Genomic DNA, 23,075 nt, shown 5'->3' with positions numbered 1-23,075 from the left:
ACGTGGTCATACCTGGTCGAACAGCCGATCCCAGTCGGCCAGAAACCTGTCCAGCCCGTAACGGGCCAGCGCGGCGGTCCGGGCCGCCTTGCCCGCCCGCGCGGCGTGCTCCGGATCTCCGGCGAACTCGCCGAGCGCGCGGACCAGCGTGTCCACCCTGGTCGAGAGCACGCCCGCCTCCGGCGGGACCGCCTCGACGGCCTCCGTGGCCGCCAGCGCGACCACCGGCATGCCGAGCGTCATCGCTTCGACGAGCGCCAGCCCGAGCGACGTCCATCGGTAAGGGTGCAGGTAGACGCGCCGCCGGGCCAGCTCCGCGTGCATGACGTGCCGCGGCGGATCCTCGTACGTGCCGTACGGCAGGCCGGTCACCCGCATGCCGAACACGTCGAGCGGCACCTCGGCGGCGAACCGCGGCAGCAGGTCGGTCCCCGCCACCCGGGCCCGCCGGACCGGTTCGTTGACCACGACCCCCGCCCGGGGCAGCTCGCCGGTGTAGAGGGGGCCGGGGTCGGGGACGCCGTGCTCGATCACCCGGGTGGGTGCCCGGCCGTTGTCGTAGAACAGCTCGTTGAAGTGGGTGACGTGCACCAGCGTGATGTCGTCGCGGCCGGCGAGCGGATGCCGGGTCCGGGGCACGTCGCCGGCCGGGGTGTTGTGCTCCACGTAGACGCCCGGCAGGTCGCGGCCGAGCCAGCCGCGGGCCAGCTCCAGTTCCTCAGGCCGCTGGTAGACGACGACGTCGAGCGGCTCGCCGCGCAGCCGGTCCCAGGGCACCTCGCGGGCGTTCGCGGGCCAGTCGTAGGTCCGGGCCCTGCCGCGCCCGTCGGGCCCCCGGCCGGGCACGAGCGGCAGGACGTACTCATGGCCGCCGCGCACGAACGCGTCGGTCCAGGAGCCGTGCACGTGCCAGAGCAGGATCCTCACCAGCGGCTCCAGTCGGCCCCCCCGACGCGGAGCGCCGAGCCGGCCACGGCTCCCTGGAAGGCGCCGCCCTCGTGGCGGGCGTCCTTCAGCACCCGGTCCACGGCTTCCGTCAGATCCTCGGCCACCTCCGGCGCGTCCTGGATCTCCTCTGGCAGCGTCTGCCGAGTGGGCACCAGGATCCCGCGCGCGCCGGCGGCCCTGGCGGCCTCCATGTCCCTGCCGATGTCGCCCACGACCACGCAGTCGCGCGGGCTGACGTCCAGCACGGCGGCCGCCCTGATCAGCAGGCCGGGCGCGGGTTTGCGACAGGTGCAGCCGTCGCCGTCGTCGTGAACGCAGATCGCCCACGCGTCGAACGGGCCGAGCAGTTCCTCCACCTTGGCGTTGACCTGGTCCATCTCGTCCGGCGTGAGCAGTCCCCTGGCCACGCCGGACTGGTTGGTGACCACGGCGACCGGCACGTCGGCCCGGCGCAGCCGCACCAGCGCGTCGATCGCCCCTGGCATGGGCTCCACCCGGTCCGGATCTCCGTTGTACGGGACGTCCCTGATCAAGGTCCCGTCACGATCGAAGAGCACGGCCCCGGGACGTCGTTGTTCGAACACCTCTCACCTCCGTCGAGCTGCCCGCCAGCTACCCGGGGGCCGGACCGGCAAACAGCCACGTACGGTGACCAGCCTCGCCACAGCAGCCTGTTTGCGCAGCTCAGATACCCCTTGATGTTTGGAGGCCGCTTCTCTAGGTAGCCGTTCTCTCAGATACTTGGGGGGCTGAAGATGAGATTTCTCGGTATCAACGCGATCTTCCACGACCCTGCCGCGGCCCTGGTGGCCGACGGCCGGGTGGTCGCCGCCGCGGAGGAGGAGCGCTTCAGCCGCCGCAAGCACGGCAAGCGGCCGCTCGCCTTCGCCGCGTGGGAGCTGCCCGAGCAGGCCGCGGCCTGGTGCCTGCGCGAGGCCGGTCTGGCTCCCGAGGACCTCGACGCGGTGGCCTACTCCTACGACCCGGCCCTGGTGACCGGCCGGCACGAGGGCGTCTGGGAGGACCTGCGCACCACGTACGCGCTGCGGGCGCCGAACTTCCTGGCCACGGCGCTGCCCGGGCTGGATCCAGCCCGGGTGCGGTTCGTGCCGCACCACGTGGCGCACGCCGCCTCGGCCGGGCTCGCCTCGCCGTACCGGGACTGCGCGGTGCTCGTCTGCGACGGGCGCGGCGAGAACGTGTCGCACCTGGCCGGGCGCTACCGCGACGGCGAGCTGGAGGTGCTGGCCGCGCAGGAGCTGCCGCACTCGCTGGGCCTGATGTACGAGGAGGTGACCGAACACCTGGGATTTCTGCGGTCGAGCGACGAGTACAAGGTGATGGCGATGGCCTCCTACGGCAGGCCGCGGCATCTCGAAGCGCTCCGCGAGCTCGTCCGCGCGACCGGTGACGGCGGCTTCCGGGTCGAGCCGATCGACTGGAACGGCTTCGCCAAGGCGCTGCCCCCGGGCACGCCGTGGACCGCCGACCACGCCGACCTCGCCGCGAGCGTGCAGGCGCGGCTGGAGGAGGTGCTGCTGGACCTGGTCCGCTGGCTGCACGAGCGCACCGGCGAGCGCCGGCTGGCGCTGGCCGGCGGGGTGGCGCTCAACTGCGTGGCCAACACCCGGCTGATCGACGAGGGGCCGTTCGACGAGGTCTGGGTGCAACCGGCCGCGGGCGACTCGGGCACCGCGCTGGGCGGGGCGCTGCACCTCGCGCAGGCCTGGGGGGAGCGGGCCGCGCCCATGCCGGGCGCCGACCTGGGCCGCGGGTTCACCGACGAGGAGCTCGGCGCCTGGCTGGACGTGGCGCGGGTGCCGTACACACGGCCGCCCGACCTGGCCGCCGCCGTGGCCGCCGAGCTGGCCGCCGACCGCATCGTGGCCTGGTTCCAGGGGCGTTCCGAGTACGGCCCCCGGGCCCTGGGGCGCCGGTCGCTCCTGGCGCATCCGGGGCACGCGCGCAACACCGAACGGCTCAACGACGTGAAGGGGCGCGAGCAGTTCAGGCCGATCGCGCCGATGGTGCTCGACACGCGCGCCGCCGGGATCTTCGGCCGGGGGCCGCTGCCCTCGCCGTACATGCTGTTCGTGCACGACGTGCACCCCGAGTGGCGCGACCGCATCCCGGCGGTGGTGCACGTCGACGGGACGGCGCGCGTCCAGACGGTGTCGGCCGGGACGGATCCCCTGCTGGCGCGCGTGCTGGCGGCGTTCGAGGCGAGGACCGGGCTGCCCGTGCTGGTCAACACCAGCCTCAACACCGCGGGGCGTCCCATCGTGGACGATCCCCGCGACGCGCTGGAGTGCTTCGGCTCCTCCCCCGTGGAGGTGCTGGCACTGGGGCCCTACCTGGTGCGGCGCGGCGAGGTGTTCGCCTCTTGATCACCGTGGTGGTTCCCACGATAGGCCGCCGCAGCCTGGGCGCCACGCTCGCCGCGCTGCCGCCGGACGTCCCGGTCATCGTGGTGGACGACCGTCCGGCCGGCGGGGCGGCGCTCCCGCTGCCCGCGCGCGTGCGGGTCGTCCGGTCGGGGGGCCGCGGTCCCGCCGCCGCGCGCAACGCCGGCTGGCGGGCGGCCCGCACGCCGTGGGTGGCCTTCCTCGACGACGACGTGGTCCCCCGGCCTGGCTGGTACGAGACCGCGCTGCAGGATCTCGGCGGCCTGCCCGCCGACGTGGCGGGCAGCCAGGGCCGGATCGAGGTGCCGCTGCCCGGCGACCGGCGGCCGACGGACGCCGAGCGCAACACCGCCGGGCTCGCGGGCGCCGCGTGGATCACCGCCGACATGGCTTACCGCCGGGACGCGCTGGACCGGGCCGGCGGGTTCGACGAGCGGTTCCCCCGGGCCTACCGGGAGGACTCCGACCTGGCCCTGCGGCTGACCCGGGCGGGGCATCGGCTGGTCCGGGGCCGCCGGGTGACGGTGCACCCGGTGCGGAACGACGGGTTCTGGGCGAGCGTGCGGTTCCAGCGCGGCAACGCCGACGACGCGCTGATGCGGCGGCTGCACGGCCCGGCCTGGCGCGAGGCGATCGGCGGCGCGCGGGGCCGCCTGCGCCGTCACGCGCTCACCACCGCTCTCGGGCTCGCCGCCCTCGGACTCGCCGCCACCGCCCTCGCCCTGGCCGCCGTTCACCGGCCGGATCCCGTCGTACGGTCCCGCGCGGGCGTCGTCGCGCCCCGGCCGTCACGGCCCGGACGCCCGGGACCGCGGGGACGGACGGGGCCCCTGAGGCGGGCGGCGGCGGGAGCGCTGGCCGGGTGGGCGGCGCTGACCGCCGAGTTCGCCTGGGCCCGGATCGCGCCGGGGCCGCGCACGCCGCGAGAGGTGCTGCGCATGGCGGTCACCAGCGCGCTGATCCCGCCGGTCGCGTGCGCGCACCGGTTGCGGGGCGAATGGAGGGCTCGCCGATGACCGAGGACACGCGGGCGGTGATACCCGGCTCCCTACCGGCGGCCGGGTGCGGCGCGCCGGCGCCGGGTCCGGCCGGACGGCTCCCGGGCGACGGCCGGGGGCGGGTGCTGGTGGCCCGGCTGGACGACGTGGGCGACGTGCTGCTCGCCGGGCCGGCCGTACGGGCCGTGCGGGCGCACGCGCGCGAGGTGACGATGCTGGCCGGGCCCAACGGCAGGCCCGCCGCCGAGTTGCTGCCCGGCGTCGACCGGGTGATCGAGTGGCGGGCGCCGTGGATCGACCACCGGCCGCCGCCCGTCTCCGCAAAGAGCGTCACCGAACTGGTCCGGCTGGTCAGGGGGACGGACGAGGCGGTGATCCTGACCTCGTTCCACCAGTCGGCGCTGCCCCTGGCGATGCTGCTGCGCCTGGCCGGGGTGCGGCGGATCGCCGCGATCAGCGAAGACTACCCGGGCTCGCTGCTGGACGTCCGGCACCTGGTCGACGAGAGCCGCGACGTGCCGGAGGCCGAGCGGATGCTGGGCCTGGCCCGGGCCGCGGGGTTCGTCCTGCCCGCCAGGGACGACGGGAGGCTCGCCGTCCGGCGCCCGCTGCCGGACGCGGGCCGGTTCGGGATCGGCGGCGGAGACTACGTCGTCGTACATCCCGGGGCGTCCGCGCCCGCCAGGACGTGGCCCGCCGGCCGGGCCCGGCAGGCGGTCCGGGAGCTGGCCGCCGACGGCCACCGGGTCGTCGTGACCGGCACCGAGCGGGCCCTCACCGCCCACGTCGCCGGCGGCGCGGCCCTGGACCTGGGCGGGCGGACCACGCTGGCCGAGCTCGCCGCCGTGATCGACGGCGCCGCCGTGCTGGTGGCCGGGAACACCGGTCCCGCGCACCTGGCCGCCGCCGTGGGGACACCGGTGGTGAGCCTGTTCGCGCCGGTCGTCCCCGCCGCCCGGTGGGCTCCGTACGGCGTGCCGAGCGTGCTGCTGGGCGACCAGGACGCGCCCTGCCGGGGATCCAGGGCACGCGTGTGCCCGGTGCCGGGGCACCCATGTCTGACCCGAGTGACCAGTGAAGAGGTCGTCAAGGCGGTAAGGGAGCTGAGCCAGTGAAGATCGCTCTGGTATCGGAACACGCGGACCCCCTCGCCGCGATCGGCGGCGTCGACGCGGGCGGCCAGAACGTCCACGTCGCGGCGCTGGCCGTGGCGCTGGCCGGGCGCGGGCACCGGGTCGTCGTGCACACCCGCCGCTCCGATCCGGACCGGCCCGACGAGGTCGCCATGGCCCCGGGCGTGACCGTCGAGTACGTCAAGGCAGGGCCGGCCGCGCCCGTTCCCAAGGACGAGCTGTCGCCGTACATGCCGGAGTTCGCCGAGCGCCTGGCCGGGCGGTGGGCGGCCGACCGGCCGGACATCGTGCACGCGCACTTCTGGATGAGCGGGCAGGCGGCGCTGCTCGCCGCCGGGGACGTGCCCGTGGTGCTGACGTACCACGCGCTCGGCACCGTCAAGCGGCGCTGGCAGGGCGGCGCCGACACGAGCCCGCCGCACCGCCTGGACACCGAGCGGGAGATCGGCCGGCGGGCCGACGCGGTGCTGGCCACGTGTGGTGACGAGGTCGGGGAACTGCGCGCGATCGGCGTGCCCGAGCAGCGGATCATGGTGGTGCCGTGCGGCGTCGACCTGGACACCTTCCGCCCGGACGGCCCGGTGGCGGCGCGCTCCTCGCGCCCTCGGGTGCTCAGCATCGGCCGCCAGGTGCCGCGCAAGGGCGTCGACACGATCGTGCAGGCCATGCGCCGGCTGCCCGCGGCCGAGCTGCTGATCGCGGGCGGCCGGCGCGACGGCGAGGAGGCGGCGCGGCTGCGCGAGCTGGCCGCCCGCCTCGGGCTCGGCGACCGGGTGCGCCTGATGGGCAGCGTGCCGCGCGAGCAGGTGCCGGCCCTGCTGCGGTCGGCCGACGTCGTCGTCACGGTGCCCTGGTACGAGCCGTTCGGCATGGTCGCGATCGAGGCGATGGCGTGCGGGGTGCCGGTCGTGGCCTCCGCCGTCGGCGGCCATCTGGACACGGTGGCGGGCTGCGGGCTGCTGGTGCCGGCTCGCCGCCCGCGGGCGCTGGCCAGGGCGCTGGAGGACGTGCTCGGTCACCCGGATCGGCGCCGGGCGCTCGGCGCCGCGGGCCTGCGCCGGGCCCGCGAGAGGTACGGCTGGCCGAGCGTGGCCGAGCAGACCGAGTCCGTGTACACGCGGGTGATCGACGGCAGGCTCTGCCGGCTCGCCGCACTGGGAGGTTGACGTGGACGCCCATCTGGAGAAGCTGTGGACCGCCCTTTCGCAGGTGGACGACCACTCGGCCGTCGTGCGCGCGTGGGGCGCCAAGCTCGCGGGGATCCTGAACGCCGGAGGCAGGCTGCTGGCCTGCGGCAACGGCGGTTCCGCGGCGGAGGCCCAGCATCTGACGGCCGAGCTCGTCGGCAGGTTCCGGGCCGATCGGCGGCCGTATGCCGCGATCGCGCTGCACGCCGACACCTCGTCCATGACGGCGATCGCCAACGACTACGGCGCCGAGGAGGTCTACGCCCGGCAGGTGCGCGCGCACGGCCGCGCCGGTGACGTGCTGGTCTGCCTGTCGACCAGCGGCCGCAGTGCCAACGTGCTCGCCGCGGCGTGGGCCGCGCGGGAGGGCGGGCTGCTCGCCTGGGGGCTGACCGGCCCCGCGCCCAACCGGCTGGCCGGGCTCTGCGACGAGGCGGTGGCCGTGCCGGCCGCCGACGCCGCCACCGTCCAGGAGGTGCACCTCGCGATGGTCCACCTGCTGTGCGACGCCGTCGAGGAGGCGCTCTGATGGGACCGCTCGTCGTCATCGGCGACACCTTGCTGGACGTGGACGTCGAGGGCGAGACCGAACGCCTGTGCCCGGACGCGCCGGTCCCGGTCGTGGACGTCTGCGCCGAGCAGGCCCGTCCCGGAGGCGCCGGCCTGGCGGCGCTGCTGGCGGCCCGCGACGGCGCCGAGGTGGTGCTGATCACCGCCATCGGCGACGACGAGCCGGGCCGCCGCCTGTGCGGGCTGCTGTCGGGCGAGGCCGCCCTGGTCCGGCTGCCGCTGTGCGGCGACACGGTGCGCAAGACCCGGGTCCGGGCGCGGGGCCAGACGCTGGTCAGGATCGACAGCGGCGACGGCAGGGCCGGGCACGCCCCGGGAACGGACGCGGCCGAGGCGATCCGCCGGGCGGGCGCGGTGCTGGTCTCCGACTACGGCAGGGGCACCGCCTGGGTGCTGCGCGACCTGCTGCGCGACGTGCGGGTCCCGATCGTGTGGGACCCGCATCCCCGGGGCGAGAAGCCGGTGCCCGGGTGCGCCCTGGTGACGCCGAGCGAGGCGGAGGCGCGGCGGCTGTGCGCCGACCCGCACGAAAGCCCCGACCAGGCGGCCCGCCGGCTGCTGCGGTCCCTGCGCGCCGAGGCGGTGGCCGTCACCCTCGGGGTGCGCGGCGCCGCCCTGGCCCGGCAGGGTGGCCCGCTCACCAGGGTGCCCGCGCCGGTGCTGTCCTGCGGCCAGGACGTGTGCGGCGCCGGCGACCGGCTGGCCGGTGCCGCGGCGCTGGCGCTGCGCGACGGCGCCGATGTCGAGCAGGCGGTGACCGTCGGCGTGGGCGAGGCGTCGAGGTTCGTCGAACGCGGCGGCGCGGCCGGCGTCAAGATCACCGAGCAGGAGCTGGGCGACCGGCCGCGCACCGCGTTCGAGGTGGCCGAGCTCACCCGCGCGTACGGCGGGCGGCTGATCGCCACCGGGGGCTGCTTCGACCTGCTGCACGCGGGGCACGTGAGCCTGCTGCGGCGGGCCAGGGCACTGGGCGACGCGCTCGTCGTGTGCGTCAACTCCGACGAGTCCGTGCGCAGGCTCAAGGGCCCGAGCAGGCCGGTCGTGGACGTGCGCGACCGGGTCGAGGTGCTCTCCGCGCTCGGCTGCGTGGACGCGGTGCTGGTGTTCGACGAGGACACCCCCGCCGCGGCCATCGAACGGCTCCGCCCCGACGTGTGGGTCAAGGGCGGCGACTACGCGGCCTGCTCGCTGCCCGAATCCGAGGTCCTCGGCAGGCTGGGCGCGGAGACCGTCGTGCTGAGCAGCCTGCCGGGACGATCCACGACCAACCTGATCAGAGAGATCCGTTGACTTCCTCCCCACGCCCGAAGGCGGGGGACTCCAGTAAAGGACATCCGATGAACGTACTGATCACCGGCGGGGCCTCCGGACTCGGCCTGGCCACGGCCGAGGCGGTGCAGAAGGAAGGCTGGCGGCCGCTCGTCGTCGACGTGCGCGAGCCCGGCCAGGGCTTCGAGCACGCGATCGCGGACCTGGCCGACCGGGCGCAGGCCGAACGGGCCGTCCGTGACCTGGCCGAGCGGGCCGGAGGGCTGGACGCCGTGGTGACCGCCGCCGGCATCGACGCCTGCGGACGGCTGGAGGACGTGCCCGCCGCCGACTGGGACCGCGTCGTCCTGGTCAACCTGCTCGGCACCGCCTCGGTCGTCCGGGCGGCCCTGCCGTACCTGAGGAGTTCGCGCGGCAAGGTGGTCACCTGCGCCTCGACCCTCGGGCTGCGTCCGCTCAGCGACGCCACCGCCTACAGCGCGTCCAAGTCCGGTGTCGTCGGCTTCACCCGGGCGCTGGCGATCGAGCTGCGCGGGCAGGTCGGCGTGACCCTGCTGATCCCCGGCGGCATGCGGACGGCGTTCTTCGACGGCCGGGCCGAGCAGTACCGGCCGGGCCCCGAGGCGGGGCTGAACGATCCGGCCGACGTGGCCCGGACCGTGCTGTTCGCGCTCGGCCAGCCCGCCGGCTGCGAGGTCAGGGAGCTCGTCGTCTGCCCGTCGACGGAGACGTCATGGCCCTAGAGCTGGTGGCGCTGCGCGGGCTGGGCCTCGGCGACCTGCTCACGGCCGTGCCCGCGCTGCGGGCGCTGAGGCGGGCCTTCCCGCGTCACCGGATCACCCTCGCCGCCCCCGCCTCGCTCGGCGCGCTGCTGCCGCTGATCGGGGCGGTGGACGAGCAGCTCGACGTATCGGGGCCGGGGCCCGTCCCGTTCGACCGGCCGGACATCGCGGTCAACCTGCACGGCCGTGGCCCGCAGAGCGTCGAGGCGCTGCGCCGGACCCGTCCCGCGCGGCTGCTCAGCCACGGTCCCGGCCCGCCGTGGCGGGACGACGTGCACGAGGTGCGGCGCTGGTGCGACCTGCTCGGGTGGTACGGCATCGAGGCCGACCCGGCCGACCTGACGCTGGGCGAGTCCGACCGGAAGGGCCCGGTGATCGTTCACCCCGGCGCCTCCCGCGCCGCGCGCCGCTGGCCTCCCGGCCGGTTCGCACGGGTCGCGGCCGCGCTGGACGACGTAGTCGTCACCGGTGGCCCCGGCGAGGTGCCGCTGGCCCGGGAGGTCGCCGAGCTGGCGGGGCTGCCCGCCGGCCGGGCGCTGGCCGGGCGCACCGACCTGGCCGGGCTGATCGACCTGGTCAGCGGGGCCAGACTGGTGGTATGCGGCGACACCGGCGTCGCGCACCTGGCCACCGCCTTCCGCGTCCCGTCGGTGGTGCTGTTCGGCCCGGTCTCCCCCGCGCTCTGGGGGCCGCCGCCGGATCGGCGGCACGTCGCGCTGTGGGCCGGGTCCAGCGGCGACCCGCACGGCGACCGGCCCGACCCGGGCCTGCTGAAGATCGAAGTCTCCGAAGTCGTCGACGCCGCACTGGAGGTCATCACATGAAGGCGCTGGTTACCGGAGGAGCCGGATTCCTCGGCTCCTACCTGTGTGAACGCCTGCTGGACGCCGGGATGGACGTGGTCTGCATGGACAGCTTCCTCACCGGCGGGCCACGTAATGTGGAGCATCTGATCGACCGGCCGGCGTTCCGGATCATCGAGTGCGACCTGACCGGCTACGTGCACGTGCCCGACCGGCTCGACCTGGTGTTGCACTTCGCCTCGGCCGCCTCGCCCACCGACTACCTGCGCTATCCGATCGAGACGCTCCGGGTGGGCAGCGTCGGCACGCTGCACGCGCTGGGTTTGGCCAGGGAGAAGGGCGCCCGGTTCGTCCTGGCCTCCACCAGCGAGGTGTACGGCGACCCGCTGGAACACCCGCAGCGGGAGTCGTACTGGGGCAACGTCAACCCGGTCGGCCCGCGCAGCGTGTACGACGAGGCCAAGCGCTTCGCCGAGTCGCTGACCACGGCCTACCGCCACTCGCGCGCCACCGACACGGGCATCGTGCGGATCTTCAACACCTACGGCCCGCGCATGCGGCCCTACGACGGCCGCGCGATCCCCACCTTCATCAGGCAGGCGCTGACGGGCGAGCCGATCACGGTCACCGGCGACGGCTCGCAGACCCGGTCCGTCTGCTACGTGGACGACACGGTGTCGGGGATCCTCGCCATGGCCCGCAGCGACTTCGCCGGCCCGGTCAACATCGGCAACCCGGACGAGCTGACCATGCTGGAGCTGGCCAGGCTGATCAAGGAGCTGACCGGGTCGTCCTCGCGGATCGAGTTCGTCGGCCGCCCCGCCGACGACCCCATGGTGCGCAGGCCCGACACCACGCTGGCCGCCGAGCGGCTGGGCTGGCGGGCCGAGGTCCCGGTCGCCGAGGGGCTGCGCCGTACCATCGACTGGTTCTCGACGGAGCTGTCCGGGTACGACCGGCTGGAACGGATGGGCGCCTGAGCCCGGAGCCGGGGGTTACCGTCATGCCGAAGATCGCCATGATCGTGATCGACATGCTCAATCCGTACCAGCACGAGGACGCCGAGCAGCTCGAACAGGGGGTCGAGCCGATCGTCCCGCGGCTCGCCGAGCTGATCGGCCGGGCCCACCGGCGCGACGACGTGGAGCTGATCTACGTCAACGACAACCACGGCGACTTCGCGGCCACCCGCGAGGACCTGGTGTCCAGGGCCATGAAGGGGCGCCGCCCCGACCTGGTCGAGCCGGTCGCGCCGCCGGACGACTGCGCGTTCCTGCCGAAGGTGCGCCACAGCGCGTTCTACGGCACGGCCCTGGAGTATCTGCTGCGCCAGATGGACGTCGGCACCGTGCTCCTGACCGGGCAGGTGACCGAGCAGTGCGTGTTCTACAGCGCGCTCGACGCCTACGTCCGGCAGTTCGGCATCATGGTGCCGCCGGACTGTGTCGCGCCCATCCACGGCGATCTCGGCCGGGCCGCGCTGCGCATGATGGAGCGCAACATGTCGGCCGAGATCGTCCCCGCCCGCCGCTGCCTGATCTAGCGGCAGGGCCGCGGGAGCCGGGTCAGAGCGCGACGCCGAGCAGGGCGTCGGCCAGGTCGCGGACCAGGCCGGGCGCGCTCGCGTCATCGCCGCCCTGGCCGAGCGCCCGTTCGGCCCAGGCGTCGATCGCGGCCAGCGCGCCGGGCGCGTCGAGGTCGTCGGCCAGCCTTTCGCGCACCGCCGCCAGCAGGTCGCCGGCGGGCGGGGCGGCGGGCAGCGCCACGGCCGCGCGCCAGCGGCCCAGCCGCTGCTCGGCCTCGGTCAGCTGCCCGGGAAAGTACTCCCAGTCGGCGCGGTAGTGGTGGGCCAGCAGCACGAGCCGGACCGCCATCGGGTCGTGCTCGACCCGCAGCCTGGACACGAACACCAGGTTGCCCTTGGACTTCGACATCTTCTCGCCGTCGAGCGCGACCATGCCGGCGTGCGTGTAGAACTTGGCGAACGGCCATTCGCCGGTGGCGGCGTGCCCTTCGGACGCGCCGCACTCGTGGTGGGGGAAGATCAGGTCGGAGCCGCCCCCCGCGACGTCGAACCCGGGGCCCAGCTGCTCGAGCGCGATCCCGGTGCACTCGATGTGCCAGCCGGGCCGCCCTCTGCCGAACGGCGACTCCCAGGCCGGCTCCCCCGGTCGTTCGGCCCGCCACAGCAGCCAGTCGAGCGGGTTGCGCTTGCCCGGCCGGTCGGGGTCGCCCCCTCGCTCGGCGAACAGGGTGAGCATCAGCTCCTCGTCGTAGCCGGACACCTGGCCGAACTTGGGCGCGTCGGCCGAGCTGAAGTAGACGTCGCCGTCGAGCGCGTAGGTGACGCCCTTGGCCGCCAGCTTCTCGATCAGGCCGGCGATCTGGCCGACGACCTCGGTGACGCCGATGTACTCGCGCGGGGGCAGGACGCGCAGCGCCTCCATGTCGGCGCGGAACAGCTCGGTCTCCCGCTCGGCCAGCTCGCGCCAGTCGACCCCGGTCCGCTGGGCCCGCTCCAGCAGCGGGTCGTCGACGTCGGTGGTGTTCTGCGTGTAGTGCACGTCGTGCCCGGCGTCGCGCCAGACCCTGCCGACCAGGTCGAAGGCGAGGTAGGTGTTGGCGTGGCCGAGGTGGGTGGCGTCGTAGGGGGTGATGCCGCAGACGTACATCCTGGCGGTGGGCCCGGGATCGGTCTGCCGTACCTGTCGCGCAGCGGTGTCGTGGAGTCGCAGCGGGACGCTCTCGCCGGGAAGCCTGGGAACCTTCGGGGCAGACCACGATCTCATAGCTTTGAGCCTATCTGTCCGGATCAGCGGTCAAGTCCGTGAAGTCGTACGTCACCCCGCCCGGGTCCAGCTCGACCGTCATGACCGACAGGGACGCGAAGACCCGGCCGTCGGGTAGTTCGTGCCGGACGAGGAGCGCGCCGGGGTCGTCGGAGGGGTCGCCGGCGAGCAGCTCGCGCCAGTCGGAGCTGCTCTCGAACCTGGGCAGGAACCCGGCCACCCGCTCGCTGGAGGGGTCGACCCCGGTGTTGACCACCATGCTGGTGCCCTCCGCCAGGCCGGCCACGCTGAGCCGGACGCCGTCCCAGCTGAACACCCGGGCCCCGGACGGCTCGGCGAGCACCAGGTGGAAGGGGTCGTAGCTGGCGAGCTCCACGCGCGGCATGTCGCCGGTCGTGACGGCTCGGAGCGCCAGGTCGCCCCGGGAGATCTTGGTGGTCTCGGGAGCGGCCTGGCCCCGCCCGTTGAGCAGTGCGGCGGCGCGGCGGGCCGCCGGGTGGACGGCCAGCCAGGTGCCGCCCGCCTTGAGGTCGCGGCCGCCGATCACGCCGGGATACTCGGGCCAGTGCTCGCCCGGACCCTCCCATGGCCGGTCGGTGAACTCATCACGTACGCCCATCAGGGTCAGCGGTCGCCCCGTCTTCACGATCAGCGTGCACATATGCCAAAGAGTAGTAAACCGACTCAGATGGGCGGCCAGGGGATGGCAGGCCAGTCCTCGGACGGGGACGGATGCACCCCGGTGTTGATCAACCGCCTGACCCGGTGCCAGGTGGCCTCGACCTCGGCGAGCGACAGCAGCTCGCGCAGCCTGCGCCCCAGCGCGCCCGACTCGATGTCGCGCTCCAGCTTGGCGAGCACGGCCACGGCCTCACGCGCCAGCGGCTTGCCCCGCCACTGCCAGAGCACGGTGCGGAGTTTGTCCTCGACGGCGAAGCAGACGCCGTGGTCGACCCCGTAGACATGGCCGGTGGGCAGCGGCAGCAGGTGACCGCCCTTGCGGTCGGCGTTGTTGACCACGGCGTCGAAGACCGCCATCCGGCGCACCACCGGGTTGCGGCTGCGGATCAGCCGGGTCAGGTCGATCTCGCGCTGGGTGTCGATCCACAGCTGGCACATGCCGGGCCCGAACGGGCCGTCACGGTAGACCGTCGGCGGCACGATCTGCCAGCCGGTCGCCTGGGACACCTCGAACGCCGCCACCTCACGGGCGGCCAGGGTGCCGTCGGGGAAGTCCCACAGGGGGCGCTCGCCACGTACGGGCTTGTAGACGCAGGCGGCCGTGCGCCCGGCCAGCGTGACCGAGCAGTAGAGGGTCATATTGGTGGCCTCGACCAGCCGGCCGGCCACCTCCAGGCGGCCGTCGCGGAGCAGCGTGAGGGCCCCGTCGGCCTCCATGGCCGACGGGGATGACGGCCGGACGGCGGGCTCGCTCTCCGAGGCGCTCATGATGCCACCTCACCCCCGCGGTAGCCGTTGAGCCGGACGCACACGTGGCCCTCGGCGTCGAGCGGCTGCGCGCACAGGGGGCAGGGCGGCCGGCCGGCGGCGACGAGGTCGAGGGCCCGCCGGGTGAACGCCCGCGCGGCCCCGGCGCTGATGCGCACCCGGAGCACCGCCGGCTCCTCCGGCTCCACGTCGTCCTCGTCGATGATCTCCTGCGCCTCGATGACCACCTGGGACGTCTCGGGGTCCCAGGCCAGCGCCATGGTGCCGACCCGGAAGTCCTCGGCGAGCGGCACGTCGAGGGGGGCGTCGTCGGACAGGTCGGCGGGCGCGAGGGCGGGCACGTGCGCGGTGCCGCCGCTGCGCCGCAGGACCTCGTCGAGCAGCTCGTCGAGCCTGCCCGCCAGCGCGGCGACCTGAAGCTTCTCCAGCGCGACCGTGGTCAGTCTGCCCTCGGCTCTGGCCTGCAGAAAGAACGCCCGTGCGCCCGGTTGCCCCAGGGCACCGGCCACGAACCTCTCTGGTGGGTCGTAGTCGAAGACCGGCATAGCCTGACCTTACGTGGTTCCGGGCCCGCCGCCGACGGCGGCATCGCTCCCGGTGATGTTTTCTCCCCCGTCTTTCTCCTCCGAATCCTCGGGGAGCCGCAATTCCCCCATATCGTTAAGTCGGTGAACAAAGGGACGCAAGGGGCTATAGCGAATCACAGTGAGAGCCGCAGGATCGGCGGTTATCCGCTGAAACTGATCGAGATGGAGACCCAGGGCATCGGCGACGATCGCCTTGATCACATCACCGTGACTGCAGGCCAGGTAGACACCCTTCTCCCCCACGCGCTCGTTCCAGTCACGCACCGCGGCGACCGCCCGCTGCTGCATGGCGGCCAGCGACTCCCCCGCCGGGAAGGTCGCCGCGCTCGGGTGCGCCTGCACCACCTGCCACAGCGGCTCCTTGGCCAGCTCGGCCAGCGGCCGTCCGGTCCAGTCGCCGTAGCCGCACTCGACGAACCGCTCGTCGGTCAGCACCTCCATCCCACGCCCGGCGGCGATGGGCCGCGCGGTCTCCTGGCAGCGTTCGAGCGGGCTGGAGACGACGGCGTCGAGCCGGACTCCCGCGATGCGCCGGGCCAGCGCCTCGGCCTGCGCCCGGCCGGCGTCGTTGAGGTGCACCCCCGGGGTACGGCCGGCCAGGACGGGTCCGGTGAGCGCGGTGAGCCCGTGGCGGGCGAGCAGGAGGGTGGTCACGCACCAAGTGTCGCAGGCGTGGATCACGGCGTTCCAGCGGCCCGGGCGGTAACCTGGCCGGATCATGCAGCAACGCTATGTCGGCCGTAGCGGCCTGTCGGTGTCACGTCTCGGGCTCGGCACGATGACCTGGGGGCGTGATACCGACGCCGACGAGGCGTCGGCTCAGCTCCGGGCGTTCATGGACGCCGGCGGCACCCTCGTCGACACGGCCGACGTCTACACCGGCGGCGACGCCGAGCGGGTGCTCGGCCGGATGCTGCGCGACTCGTTCCCCCGCTCGGAGCTGGTGATCTCCACCAAGGCGGTGGTGACGCCGGCCGCCCGCAGGCCCCGCGACGCCTCCCGGCGCCACCTGATCGCCGCGGTCGACGACTCCCTCAACCGGCTCGGCCTCGACTACGTCGACCTGTGGCAGCTGCACACCTATGACGACGAGGTGCCCCTGGAGGAGACGCTGGCCGCGCTCGACGCGATCGTCTCCTCCGGCCGCGCCGTCTACGCGGGCGTCTGCGACTACACCGGCTGGCAGCTGGCCGCCGCCGGCGTCTCCCAGCGGGCGATCCCCGGCCGGATCCCGATCACCTCCGCCCAGGTCGAATACTCGCTGCTGGCCCGCGAGCCCGAGCGCGAGCTGCTGCCGGCCGCCCAGCACGTGGGCGCGGGCGTGCTGGCCTGGTCGCCGCTGGGCCGGGGCGTGCTGACCGGCAAGTACCGTACGGGCATCCCGGCCGACTCGCGGGCCGCGACGCCGCACTTCGCCGAGTTCGTCCGGCCCTACCTCGACGAGCGCAGCCGCCGGGTGGTCGAGTCCGTCGTGACGGCCGCCGACGGGCTCGGGGTGTCGCCGATGGCGGTCGCCCTGTCGTGGGTGCGCGACCAGCCGGGCGTGACCTCGGCGATCGTCGGTGCCCGCACCCACGCCCAGCTGGCCGGAGCGCTGCCCGCCGAGGACGTCGTGCTGCCCAGGGAGATCCGCGAGGCGCTGGACGACGTCTCCTCGATCGACTGAGGGGTGGAACGAGAGGGGCGCTCGCGTATCACTAGTCGATACCAAATCGCAACTTTCGCGGGAAACACCTGCCTCTCGTCGCCGATGTCCGTAAAGATTTCCCTCGAGGCGTGAAGCGGAAGGGGACTGATGGGGAGCAGGACCGCGATCTCGGCCGGCGTTCTGGTGATGACGCTGGCGGCGATCCCGCTGACGGCCCCGGCGGCCACGGCCGCCGACTGCCCAAGCGGAGGCGGCCTGCTCGGCGGCGTGACCGACGGCCTGTGCGACGTCGTCGGCGTCGTGACCGGCACCGTCGACACCCTCACCGGCGACACGCTCAAACCGGTCACCAAGGGCCTCAACGACACCACCGGCAAGGTGCTCGGCACCGTGGGCGAGGTGGCGCCCACCACCGCCCCGTCGCGCGAGAGCACGCCCGAGCCGTCGCAGCGCGGCACACTGCTGCCCGAGACGCTGGGCGAGGTCTGCCTGCCGGTGCTGGCCTGCGACGGGCAGGCCGACGAAGCCGAGGCCCCGAAGGCGACGCCAAAAGAGTCCGAGCCGGCTCCGGAGCCCACCGAGAGCGCCGACAAGCGGGCGCGCGAGCAGGACCGGGACGACGCCGCGGCGCCGACTCCGGCGCCCACCACGGGGCCCACGCCGCCGCAGAGCGAGCCCTACCTGATGGACACCAGCTTGCCGGAGCGTGAGGATCCGGTCGCCGACGAGCCGACAGTCGACACCGACGACGCGCGCATCGACCTGCTGTGGCCGCATCCGTTCGCGCGGGAGCTGTCGGAGCCGCTGCGCCAGCGGGTGGTGCGGCCGAGCAGCCCGGCCTCCGACGTGGCCGGCACCGGGCTGACGATCGCGCTCCTGCTCTCGGCCATCGCCGCCACCCGCATCGTGCAGCAGCGCCGCCAGCGCGGCGCCCGGCCCGCCTCGATCCCGTTCGAACCGGCCCACACGGCCGGTGGCCGGCACCGCCTGGCCTGACGGACCGGCCTCAGGCGCTGACCCGAGGCGCCCCGCGCGCAGGCGAACGGCACGGCAGGGCCGCGGAGATCAGCCGCCGATCGCGTGCACGCCGCCGTCGACGTGGACGATCTCGCCCGTGGTGGCCGGGAACCAGTCGGACATCAACGCCACGCACGCCTTCGCGGCCGGGACCGTGTCGGCCAGGTCCCAGCCGAGCGGGGCCCTGGACGGCCAGCTCTCCTCGAACTCCTTGAAGCCCGGGATCGACTTGGCCGCCATCGTGCGCAGCGGCCCCGCGGCCACCAGGTTGACCCTGATGCCCTGCTTGCCGAGATCGCGCGCGAGGTAGCGGGACGCCGACTCCAGGCCGGCCTTGGCCACGCCCATCCAGTCGTAGACCGGCCATGCCTTGCTGGCGTCGAAGTCGAGGCCGACGACCGCGCCCCCCTCCTTCATCAGCGGCAGGCAGGCGACGGCCAGTGACTTGAAGGAGAAGGTGGACACGTGCAGGGCGGTCGCGACGTCGTCCCACGAGGTGTTGAGGAAGTTGCCGCCGAGGGCGGTCTGCGGGGCGAACCCGATCGAGTGGACGACGCCGTCGAGGCCCCCGACGTGCTCGCCGACCCGGGAGGCCAGGGTGTCGAGCTGGTCGGTGTCCTGGACGTCGAGCTCCAGCACCGGCGCCGGCTCGGGCAGCCGCTTGGCGATGCGCTCGACCAGGCTCAGCCGGCCGAACCCGGTGAGCACCACGGTGGCGCCCTCCTCCTGGGCCAGCCTGGCGACCGAGAACGCGATCGAGGCGTCGGTCAGCACGCCGGTCACCAGGATCCGCTTGCCTTCGAGAATGCCCACGTCAGTGCCCCATTCCAAGTCCGCCGTCGACGGGGATCACGGCCCCGGTGATGTAGGAGGCGTCGTCGCTCGCCAGGAAGCGTACGACGCGCGCGACCTCGCTCGGCGACGCCTGCCGCCCCAGCGGGATGTTCTTCGTGATCGCCTCGGTGTCGAGGTCGGCCGTCATGTCGGTGGCCACGAACCCGGGTGAGACGACGTTGACGGTGATGCCGCGCGAGCCGTACTCGCGGGCCATGGAGCGGGCGAAGCCGATCAGCCCGGCCTTGGAGGCGGCGTAGTTGGTCTGGCCCGCCTGGCCGAGCATCGCGATGACGGAGGACACCAGGATGACCCGCCCGCGCTTGAGCTTCATCATGGGCCTGATGGCCCGCTTGGCGACTCGGTAGGCGCCGGTCAGGTTGGCGTCGACGACGTCGGTGAAGGTCTCTTCCTTCATCATCGCCAGCAGGGTGTCCTTGGTGATGCCGGCGTTGGAGACGAGGACCTCGACCGGACCCTGCTCCGCCTCGACCTTGTCGAACGCGGCCTCGACGTCGGCCATGCTGGTCACGTCGCACCGGACGCCGAACAACCCCTCGGGAGGCTCTCCGGATCGGTAGGTGACCGCGACGGCGTCGCCGTTCGCGGCGAGTTCACGGGCGATCGCGAGGCCTATGCCGCGATTGCCCCCGGTGACGAGTACTGAGCGTGCCATGACACATGACGCTATCCCCTACCGGTGAGTATCCGCTTATCCGGGTGATACAAGATCACAGGGTTAGGATCGTGGACATGCGCCAGATCGATCCCGAATTCCTGGAGCTGCCGCTGCGGCAGCTGGCGGACGCCGCCCTGCAAAGAGCTCGTGACCTGGGCGCCGGGCATGCCGACTTCCGGCTGGAACGCGTCAGAGCCGAGACGCTCAGCCTCTACGACACCCGGCTCGAAGGCGCCATGGACGCCGACGACCTGGGCTACGCGGTGCGTGTCGTCAAGAACGGCACCTGGGGGTTCGCCGCGGGCATCCACCTAACCCCGGAGGCCGCCGCGGAGGTGGCCGCTCAGGCGGTGCGGGTGGCGGAGGTGAGCGCTCCCATCAACCGGGAGCCGATCGAGCTGGCGCCCGAGCCGGTGCACGCCGACGTCACGTGGGTCTCCTCCTACGACGTCGACCCGTTCTCGGTGCCGTCGGCCGACAAGGTGACGCTGCTGGCCGACTGGTCGGCCGGGCTGCTCAAGGGCGCCGACCACGTCTCGGCGCGGCTGCTCCAGGTCAAGGAGCAGAAGTTCTACGCCGACACGGCCGGCACGGTCACCACCCAGCAGCGGGTGCGGGTGCACCCGACGCTCAACGCGATGAAGGCGACCGACGGCGGCTTCGACGACATGTCGACGATCGCGCCGCCGGTGGGCCGGGGGTACGAGTACCTGACCGGCACGGGCTGGGACTGGCAGGCCGAGCTGGCCCAGCTGCCCGAGCTGCTGGCGGAGAAGCTGGCGGCGCCGTCGGTCGAGGCGGGCGACCACGACCTGGTGATCCACCCGTCCAACCTGTGGCTGACCATCCACGAGTCGATCGGCCACGCCACCGAACTCGACCGGGCCCTCGGCTACGAGGCCGCCTACGCCGGCACCAGCTTCGCCACCTTCGACCAGCTGGGCGAGCTCGTCTACGGCTCGCCGGTGATGAACGTGACCGGTGACCGCACGGTCGAGCACGGCCTGGCGACGGTCGGGTTCGACGACGAGGGCGTGCGGGGGCAGAGCTTCGACATCGTCCGCGACGGCGTCCTGACCGGCTACCAGCTCGACCGGCGGATGGCGCTGATGAAGGGGTTCGGCCGGTCCAACGGCTGCGCGTTCGCCGACTCCCCCGGCCACATGCCGATCCAGCGCATGGCCAACGTCTCGCTGGCCGCGGCGCCCGGCGGGCCGTCCACCGAGGAGCTGATCTCACGCGTCGAGCGGGGCCTCTACATCGTCGGCGACAAGAGCTGGTCGATCGACATGCAGCGCCACAACTTCCAGTTCACCGGCCAGCGGGCCTACCGCATCTCACACGGCCGGCTGGCCGGGCAGGTGCGCGACTTCGCCTACCAGGCGACCACGACGGACTTCTGGCAGTCCATGGAGGCGGTCGGCGGGCCGCAGACCTACGTCCTCGGCGGGGCCTTCAACTGCGGCAAGGGCCAGCCCGGCCAGATCGCGCCGGTCAGCCACGGCTGCCCCTCGGGGCTGTTCCGCGACGTCCGGATCCTCAACACGGTGCAGGAGGGCGGCAAGTGAGCGAGCGCGGATTGACGGGGGGCGCCGAGGCCTCCCCCCAGGAGATGGTGGAGCGGGCCCTGGAGCTCTCCACGGCCGACGGGTGTGTGGTGCTCGCCGACGAGGGGTCCACGGCCAACCTGCGGTTCGCGGGCAACACGCTCACCACCAACGGTGTCGCCCGGTCCTCGCAGCTGACCGTGATCTCGATCGTGGGCGAGGGGGTCGGCGTGGTCTCCCGCGCCTCCGTACGACCCGGCGGGCTCGCCGACGTGGTCGCCACGGCCGATCGGGCCGCGCGTGAGGCTCAGCCCGCCGAGGACGCCCGGCCCCTGGTCGAGGGGGTGCCGGCGAGCCCTTCGTGGGGCGAGCGGGTGACGCCCACCGACATCGGCGTGTTCGAGCGCTTCGCGCCCGCGCTGGGCGACGCGTTCGCCGCCGCCGAGGCGGGCGGGCGCAAGCTCTACGGCTTCGCCGAGCACTCGCGCACGACGACCTTCCTCGGCACGTCCGCCGGGCTGCGGCTGCGTCACGACCAGCCGACCGGGCGGCTGGAGCTCAACGCCAAGTCGGCCGACCTGAAGCGCTCGGCCTGGACGGGCGTGGCGACGCGCGACTTCGCCGACGTCGACGTGGCGGCGCTCGACTCGTCGCTGGCGCAGCGGCTCGACTGGGCCAAGAACCGCGTCGACCTGCCGGCCGGCCGTTACGAGACGCTGCTGCCGCCGAGCGCGATGGCCGACCTGATGATCTACCTGTTCTGGTCGTCGGGGGCCCGTGACGCGCTCGACGGCCGCTCGGTGTTCGCCAGGCCGGGCGGCGGCACCCGGGTGGGCGAGCAACTGGGCGATCTGCCGGTGACGCTGTCCGGCGACCCGTCCGCGCCGGGCATCGAGTGCGCGCCGTTCGTGATCGCGCACGCCTCCGGCCGCGAGACCTCCGTGTTCGACAACGGGTTGCCGCTGACCCCGACCGACTGGGTCAGGGACGGCAGGCTGGAGGCGCTGCTGCAGACCCGCTACTCGGCCGAGCTCAGCGGGCTGCCCGTGACGCCGTCGATCGACAACCTGATCATGCGGGGGCCCGGCGACGGCCGGACGCTGGAGGAGATGATCGCCTCCACCGAGCGCGGCCTGCTGCTGACCTGCCTGTGGTACATCCGCGAGGTCGACCCGCAGACCCTGCTGCTGACCGGTCTCACCCGCGACGGCGTCTACCTGGTCGAGCACGGCGAGGTGGTGGGCGAGGTCAACAACTTCAGGTTCAACGAGAGCCCGGTCGACCTGCTCGGCCGGCTGACCGAGGTCGGCGCCGCCGGGCAGACGCTGCCTCGCGAGTGGAACGACTACTGGACCCGTGCGGTCATGCCGCCCGTGCGGGTGCCCGACTTCAACATGTCGACGGTCAGCCAGGCGAGCTGATCGCCAGCTTGATCACCCGGTCCCAGCGCTGGCCGGGGACGAGCTTCGCGGTGCCGGCCCTCAGGTCGTAGACGACCGACCAGCGGGTGTGCGGCTGCGCCACCTGGCGCAGCAGGCCGAGGGCGTCGGCTTCGGTGCCGATGCCCTCGGTCAGCGCGCGGTAGCGGGGGTCGGCCAGGCGGGTGTCGCGGCTAGCGCCGGTCATCGTGATGTTGGTGAGCACGCGGTCGTCGATGACGTTCAGCCGGCCGTCGCCGTACTCGACGACGACCGACCGTCCCGAGCGGTCGCCGATCAGGTAGTGGACCTGCGGCCCGCCGGAGAAGTCGACGTCGTAGCGGCGCATGAGGGCGACGGCCTCCTCCACGGTGGCGGCCCGGTCGAGCAGGAGCCGCATGATCCGCGCGCTGCCGACGACGGGACGGCCGGGTGCCTGGGCGGGCAGCTGAGCGTCGGGCGTCTGGGCCAGGCCGACCGCCAGGCCCTTGTCGTTCATGCCGTCGAACGGGACCAGCACGGCGTGCGCCAGCCGTCGCCGGTCGCCGGGATCGTCGAGGTCCGGAGTCCGCTGACCGCCGAGGACGTAGGAGACGTCGGAGATCGACAGGGAGGCGTGGCCGCCCGGCGGGCGGGCGTGCACCACCATGGCCGGGTTGGGGTCCCAGTCGAAGTTGCGGCCGAACTCGGTGCCGCGCAGGAACAGCGAGCAGGCGAAGGCGTCGTCGCGGCGGGCCAGCTCCTGCTCGGTGAGCGGCGCCTCGGCGTCGTAGCCGCCGTGGAAGGTCATCTCGTACAGCGGCAGGCCGTCGAGCCGGCGCAGGCTCGCCACCGTGCCGGCCGCCTCCGCGGCGCTCTGACGCAGGATGGGGCGCGGCTCCGGCTCTGCCGCCGATCCCGACGCCGATCCCGACGGCCCTGACGCCGGCCGGGGCGGCGGGGCGGCCGTGCAGGCGGCGAGCAGGGTCAGGACGAGCGCCGACAGGATCCCCGCGGTACGGCTGCGCATAGG

The 23,075-nt window shown here is 73.7% G+C and carries 24 protein-coding genes; 14 read left to right on the top strand and 10 right to left on the bottom strand.

Annotated elements, in window-relative coordinates; all coding sequences use genetic code 11:
* Positions 1–6 precede the first annotated feature (6 nt).
* Both AC5L3X_RS17230 and AC5L3X_RS17225 read right to left on the bottom strand, forming a co-directional pair.
* Positions 7–927 (bottom strand): glycosyltransferase, encoded by a 921-nt coding sequence (locus tag AC5L3X_RS17230; RefSeq protein ID WP_494857959.1) that lies wholly within the window; start codon positions 925–927, stop codon positions 7–9.
* Entirely contained in the window at positions 924–1,532 is a 609-nt protein-coding gene (locus AC5L3X_RS17225) for a D-glycero-alpha-D-manno-heptose-1,7-bisphosphate 7-phosphatase (RefSeq protein WP_494857957.1), read from the bottom strand. Before AC5L3X_RS17225 ends, AC5L3X_RS17230 begins: the two co-directional genes overlap by 4 nt.
* 171 nt (positions 1,533–1,703) lie before the next feature.
* Between AC5L3X_RS17225 and AC5L3X_RS17220 the strand changes: the two genes are divergently transcribed.
* Genes AC5L3X_RS17220 through AC5L3X_RS17175 form a run of 10 tightly spaced genes read left to right on the top strand, consistent with a single transcriptional unit; the run spans position 1,704 to position 11,638 of the window.
* Positions 1,704–3,335 (top strand): carbamoyltransferase family protein, encoded by a 1,632-nt coding sequence (locus AC5L3X_RS17220; RefSeq protein WP_494857956.1) that lies wholly within the window; start codon positions 1,704–1,706, stop codon positions 3,333–3,335.
* 5 nt (positions 3,336–3,340) lie between these two features.
* A complete protein-coding gene (locus AC5L3X_RS17215; protein WP_494858204.1) occupies positions 3,341–4,369 on the top strand; it encodes a glycosyltransferase family 2 protein in 1,029 nt (342 codons plus the stop codon).
* The gene (locus AC5L3X_RS17210) at positions 4,366–5,466 is read left to right on the top strand and encodes a glycosyltransferase family 9 protein (RefSeq protein WP_494857954.1); all 1,101 of its coding nucleotides are present in this window, start codon (positions 4,366–4,368) and stop codon (positions 5,464–5,466) included. Before AC5L3X_RS17215 ends, AC5L3X_RS17210 begins: the two co-directional genes overlap by 4 nt.
* On the top strand, positions 5,463–6,650 hold the full coding sequence (locus AC5L3X_RS17205; protein ID WP_494857952.1) for a glycosyltransferase: 1,188 nt from the start codon (positions 5,463–5,465) through the stop codon (positions 6,648–6,650). The genes AC5L3X_RS17210 and AC5L3X_RS17205 overlap by 4 nt, the downstream gene beginning before the upstream one ends.
* Before the next feature lies 1 nt (position 6,651).
* Positions 6,652–7,200 (top strand): D-sedoheptulose-7-phosphate isomerase, encoded by a 549-nt coding sequence (locus tag AC5L3X_RS17200; RefSeq protein WP_494857951.1) that lies wholly within the window; start codon positions 6,652–6,654, stop codon positions 7,198–7,200.
* The gene (locus tag AC5L3X_RS17195; RefSeq protein WP_494857949.1) at positions 7,200–8,531 is read left to right on the top strand and encodes a PfkB family carbohydrate kinase; all 1,332 of its coding nucleotides are present in this window, start codon (positions 7,200–7,202) and stop codon (positions 8,529–8,531) included. The genes AC5L3X_RS17200 and AC5L3X_RS17195 overlap by 1 nt, the downstream gene beginning before the upstream one ends.
* Before the next feature lie 47 nt (positions 8,532–8,578).
* Entirely contained in the window at positions 8,579–9,253 is a 675-nt protein-coding gene (locus tag AC5L3X_RS17190; RefSeq protein WP_494857947.1) for an SDR family oxidoreductase, read from the top strand.
* On the top strand, positions 9,244–10,116 hold the full coding sequence (locus tag AC5L3X_RS17185) for a glycosyltransferase family 9 protein (RefSeq protein WP_494857946.1): 873 nt from the start codon (positions 9,244–9,246) through the stop codon (positions 10,114–10,116). The genes AC5L3X_RS17190 and AC5L3X_RS17185 overlap by 10 nt, the downstream gene beginning before the upstream one ends.
* Entirely contained in the window at positions 10,113–11,075 is a 963-nt protein-coding gene (locus tag AC5L3X_RS17180) for a UDP-glucuronic acid decarboxylase family protein (protein ID WP_494857945.1), read from the top strand. The genes AC5L3X_RS17185 and AC5L3X_RS17180 overlap by 4 nt, the downstream gene beginning before the upstream one ends.
* Positions 11,076–11,098: 23 nt before the next feature.
* Positions 11,099–11,638: a cysteine hydrolase family protein gene (locus tag AC5L3X_RS17175; RefSeq protein WP_494857944.1), complete on the top strand. Its 540-nt coding sequence runs from the start codon at positions 11,099–11,101 to the stop codon at positions 11,636–11,638.
* Positions 11,639–11,660: 22 nt separating this feature from the next.
* Here AC5L3X_RS17175 and mshC read toward each other — a convergent pair whose 3' ends face one another.
* From mshC to AC5L3X_RS17150, 5 genes are read right to left on the bottom strand one after another with little or no spacing between them, the layout of a single operon-like run.
* On the bottom strand, positions 11,661–12,884 hold the full coding sequence (gene mshC / locus AC5L3X_RS17170) for a cysteine--1-D-myo-inosityl 2-amino-2-deoxy-alpha-D-glucopyranoside ligase (protein WP_494857943.1): 1,224 nt from the start codon (positions 12,882–12,884) through the stop codon (positions 11,661–11,663).
* Between the two features lie 10 nt (positions 12,885–12,894).
* Positions 12,895–13,545, bottom strand: a complete 651-nt coding sequence (locus tag AC5L3X_RS17165) for an NRDE family protein (protein ID WP_494857942.1) — start codon at positions 13,543–13,545, stop codon at positions 12,895–12,897.
* A 23-nt stretch (positions 13,546–13,568) separates the two neighbouring features.
* Positions 13,569–14,333 (bottom strand): SCO1664 family protein, encoded by a 765-nt coding sequence (locus AC5L3X_RS17160; protein ID WP_189126925.1) that lies wholly within the window; start codon positions 14,331–14,333, stop codon positions 13,569–13,571.
* On the bottom strand, positions 14,330–14,878 hold the full coding sequence (locus tag AC5L3X_RS17155) for a DUF3090 domain-containing protein (RefSeq protein ID WP_189126924.1): 549 nt from the start codon (positions 14,876–14,878) through the stop codon (positions 14,330–14,332). The genes AC5L3X_RS17160 and AC5L3X_RS17155 overlap by 4 nt, the downstream gene beginning before the upstream one ends.
* Before the next feature lie 9 nt (positions 14,879–14,887).
* Positions 14,888–15,574: a histidine phosphatase family protein gene (locus tag AC5L3X_RS17150; protein ID WP_494857940.1), complete on the bottom strand. Its 687-nt coding sequence runs from the start codon at positions 15,572–15,574 to the stop codon at positions 14,888–14,890.
* A gap of 64 nt (positions 15,575–15,638) precedes the next feature.
* Between AC5L3X_RS17150 and AC5L3X_RS17145 the strand changes: the two genes are divergently transcribed.
* Entirely contained in the window at positions 15,639–16,586 is a 948-nt protein-coding gene (locus AC5L3X_RS17145; protein WP_494857939.1) for an aldo/keto reductase, read from the top strand.
* Positions 16,587–16,715: 129 nt separating this feature from the next.
* Complete coding sequence (locus AC5L3X_RS17140) at positions 16,716–17,564, top strand: hypothetical protein (protein WP_494857938.1); 849 nt, start codon at positions 16,716–16,718, stop codon at positions 17,562–17,564.
* A 69-nt stretch (positions 17,565–17,633) separates the two neighbouring features.
* Here AC5L3X_RS17140 and fabI read toward each other — a convergent pair whose 3' ends face one another.
* Both fabI and fabG read right to left on the bottom strand, forming a co-directional pair.
* Positions 17,634–18,398 (bottom strand): enoyl-ACP reductase FabI, encoded by a 765-nt coding sequence (gene fabI, locus AC5L3X_RS17135; RefSeq protein WP_189126920.1) that lies wholly within the window; start codon positions 18,396–18,398, stop codon positions 17,634–17,636.
* Position 18,399: 1 nt separating this feature from the next.
* Entirely contained in the window at positions 18,400–19,095 is a 696-nt protein-coding gene (fabG, locus tag AC5L3X_RS17130) for a 3-oxoacyl-ACP reductase FabG (protein WP_189126919.1), read from the bottom strand.
* A gap of 77 nt (positions 19,096–19,172) precedes the next feature.
* On the opposite strand from fabG, the gene AC5L3X_RS17125 reads away from it, so the two are divergent.
* Both AC5L3X_RS17125 and AC5L3X_RS17120 read left to right on the top strand, forming a co-directional pair.
* Complete coding sequence (locus AC5L3X_RS17125; protein ID WP_494857936.1) at positions 19,173–20,666, top strand: TldD/PmbA family protein; 1,494 nt, start codon at positions 19,173–19,175, stop codon at positions 20,664–20,666.
* 44 nt (positions 20,667–20,710) lie between these two features.
* Positions 20,711–22,066 carry a metallopeptidase TldD-related protein gene (locus AC5L3X_RS17120; RefSeq protein WP_494858203.1) on the top strand — a complete coding sequence of 452 codons (1,356 nt, stop codon included), beginning with the start codon at positions 20,711–20,713 and terminating at the stop codon, positions 22,064–22,066.
* On the opposite strand, the gene AC5L3X_RS17115 is transcribed toward AC5L3X_RS17120, so the two are convergent.
* Entirely contained in the window at positions 22,050–23,072 is a 1,023-nt protein-coding gene (locus tag AC5L3X_RS17115; RefSeq protein ID WP_494857935.1) for a linear amide C-N hydrolase, read from the bottom strand. The genes AC5L3X_RS17120 and AC5L3X_RS17115 overlap by 17 nt on opposite strands.
* Between the last annotated feature and the right edge of the window lie 3 nt (positions 23,073–23,075).

The sequence above is a fragment of the Nonomuraea sp. CX421 genome, from assembly GCF_059358955.1.
The sequence above is the reverse complement of the archived record's forward strand: the minus strand, read 5'-3'. Positions and strand labels throughout refer to the sequence as shown.

Bases quoted from the DNA above. Each gene is read 5' to 3' on its own strand.
- AC5L3X_RS17220 (WP_494857956.1), top strand. From the start codon at position 1,704: ATGAGATTTCTCGGTATCAACGCGATCTTCCACGACCCTGCCGCGGCC.
- AC5L3X_RS17210 (WP_494857954.1), top strand. From the start codon at position 4,366: ATGACCGAGGACACGCGGGCGGTGATACCCGGCTCCCTACCGGCGGCC.
- AC5L3X_RS17195 (WP_494857949.1), top strand. From the start codon at position 7,200: ATGGGACCGCTCGTCGTCATCGGCGACACCTTGCTGGACGTGGACGTC.
- AC5L3X_RS17190 (WP_494857947.1), top strand. From the start codon at position 8,579: ATGAACGTACTGATCACCGGCGGGGCCTCCGGACTCGGCCTGGCCACG.
- AC5L3X_RS17185 (WP_494857946.1), top strand. From the start codon at position 9,244: ATGGCCCTAGAGCTGGTGGCGCTGCGCGGGCTGGGCCTCGGCGACCTG.
- AC5L3X_RS17180 (WP_494857945.1), top strand. From the start codon at position 10,113: ATGAAGGCGCTGGTTACCGGAGGAGCCGGATTCCTCGGCTCCTACCTG.
- AC5L3X_RS17175 (WP_494857944.1), top strand. From the start codon at position 11,099: ATGCCGAAGATCGCCATGATCGTGATCGACATGCTCAATCCGTACCAG.
- mshC (WP_494857943.1), bottom strand. From the start codon at position 12,884: ATGAGATCGTGGTCTGCCCCGAAGGTTCCCAGGCTTCCCGGCGAGAGC.
- AC5L3X_RS17165 (WP_494857942.1), bottom strand. From the start codon at position 13,545: ATGTGCACGCTGATCGTGAAGACGGGGCGACCGCTGACCCTGATGGGC.
- AC5L3X_RS17160 (WP_189126925.1), bottom strand. From the start codon at position 14,333: ATGAGCGCCTCGGAGAGCGAGCCCGCCGTCCGGCCGTCATCCCCGTCG.
- AC5L3X_RS17155 (WP_189126924.1), bottom strand. From the start codon at position 14,878: ATGCCGGTCTTCGACTACGACCCACCAGAGAGGTTCGTGGCCGGTGCC.
- AC5L3X_RS17145 (WP_494857939.1), top strand. From the start codon at position 15,639: ATGCAGCAACGCTATGTCGGCCGTAGCGGCCTGTCGGTGTCACGTCTC.
- AC5L3X_RS17140 (WP_494857938.1), top strand. From the start codon at position 16,716: ATGGGGAGCAGGACCGCGATCTCGGCCGGCGTTCTGGTGATGACGCTG.
- fabG (WP_189126919.1), bottom strand. From the start codon at position 19,095: ATGGCACGCTCAGTACTCGTCACCGGGGGCAATCGCGGCATAGGCCTC.
- AC5L3X_RS17125 (WP_494857936.1), top strand. From the start codon at position 19,173: ATGCGCCAGATCGATCCCGAATTCCTGGAGCTGCCGCTGCGGCAGCTG.
- AC5L3X_RS17120 (WP_494858203.1), top strand. From the start codon at position 20,711: ATGGTGGAGCGGGCCCTGGAGCTCTCCACGGCCGACGGGTGTGTGGTG.
- AC5L3X_RS17115 (WP_494857935.1), bottom strand. From the start codon at position 23,072: ATGCGCAGCCGTACCGCGGGGATCCTGTCGGCGCTCGTCCTGACCCTG.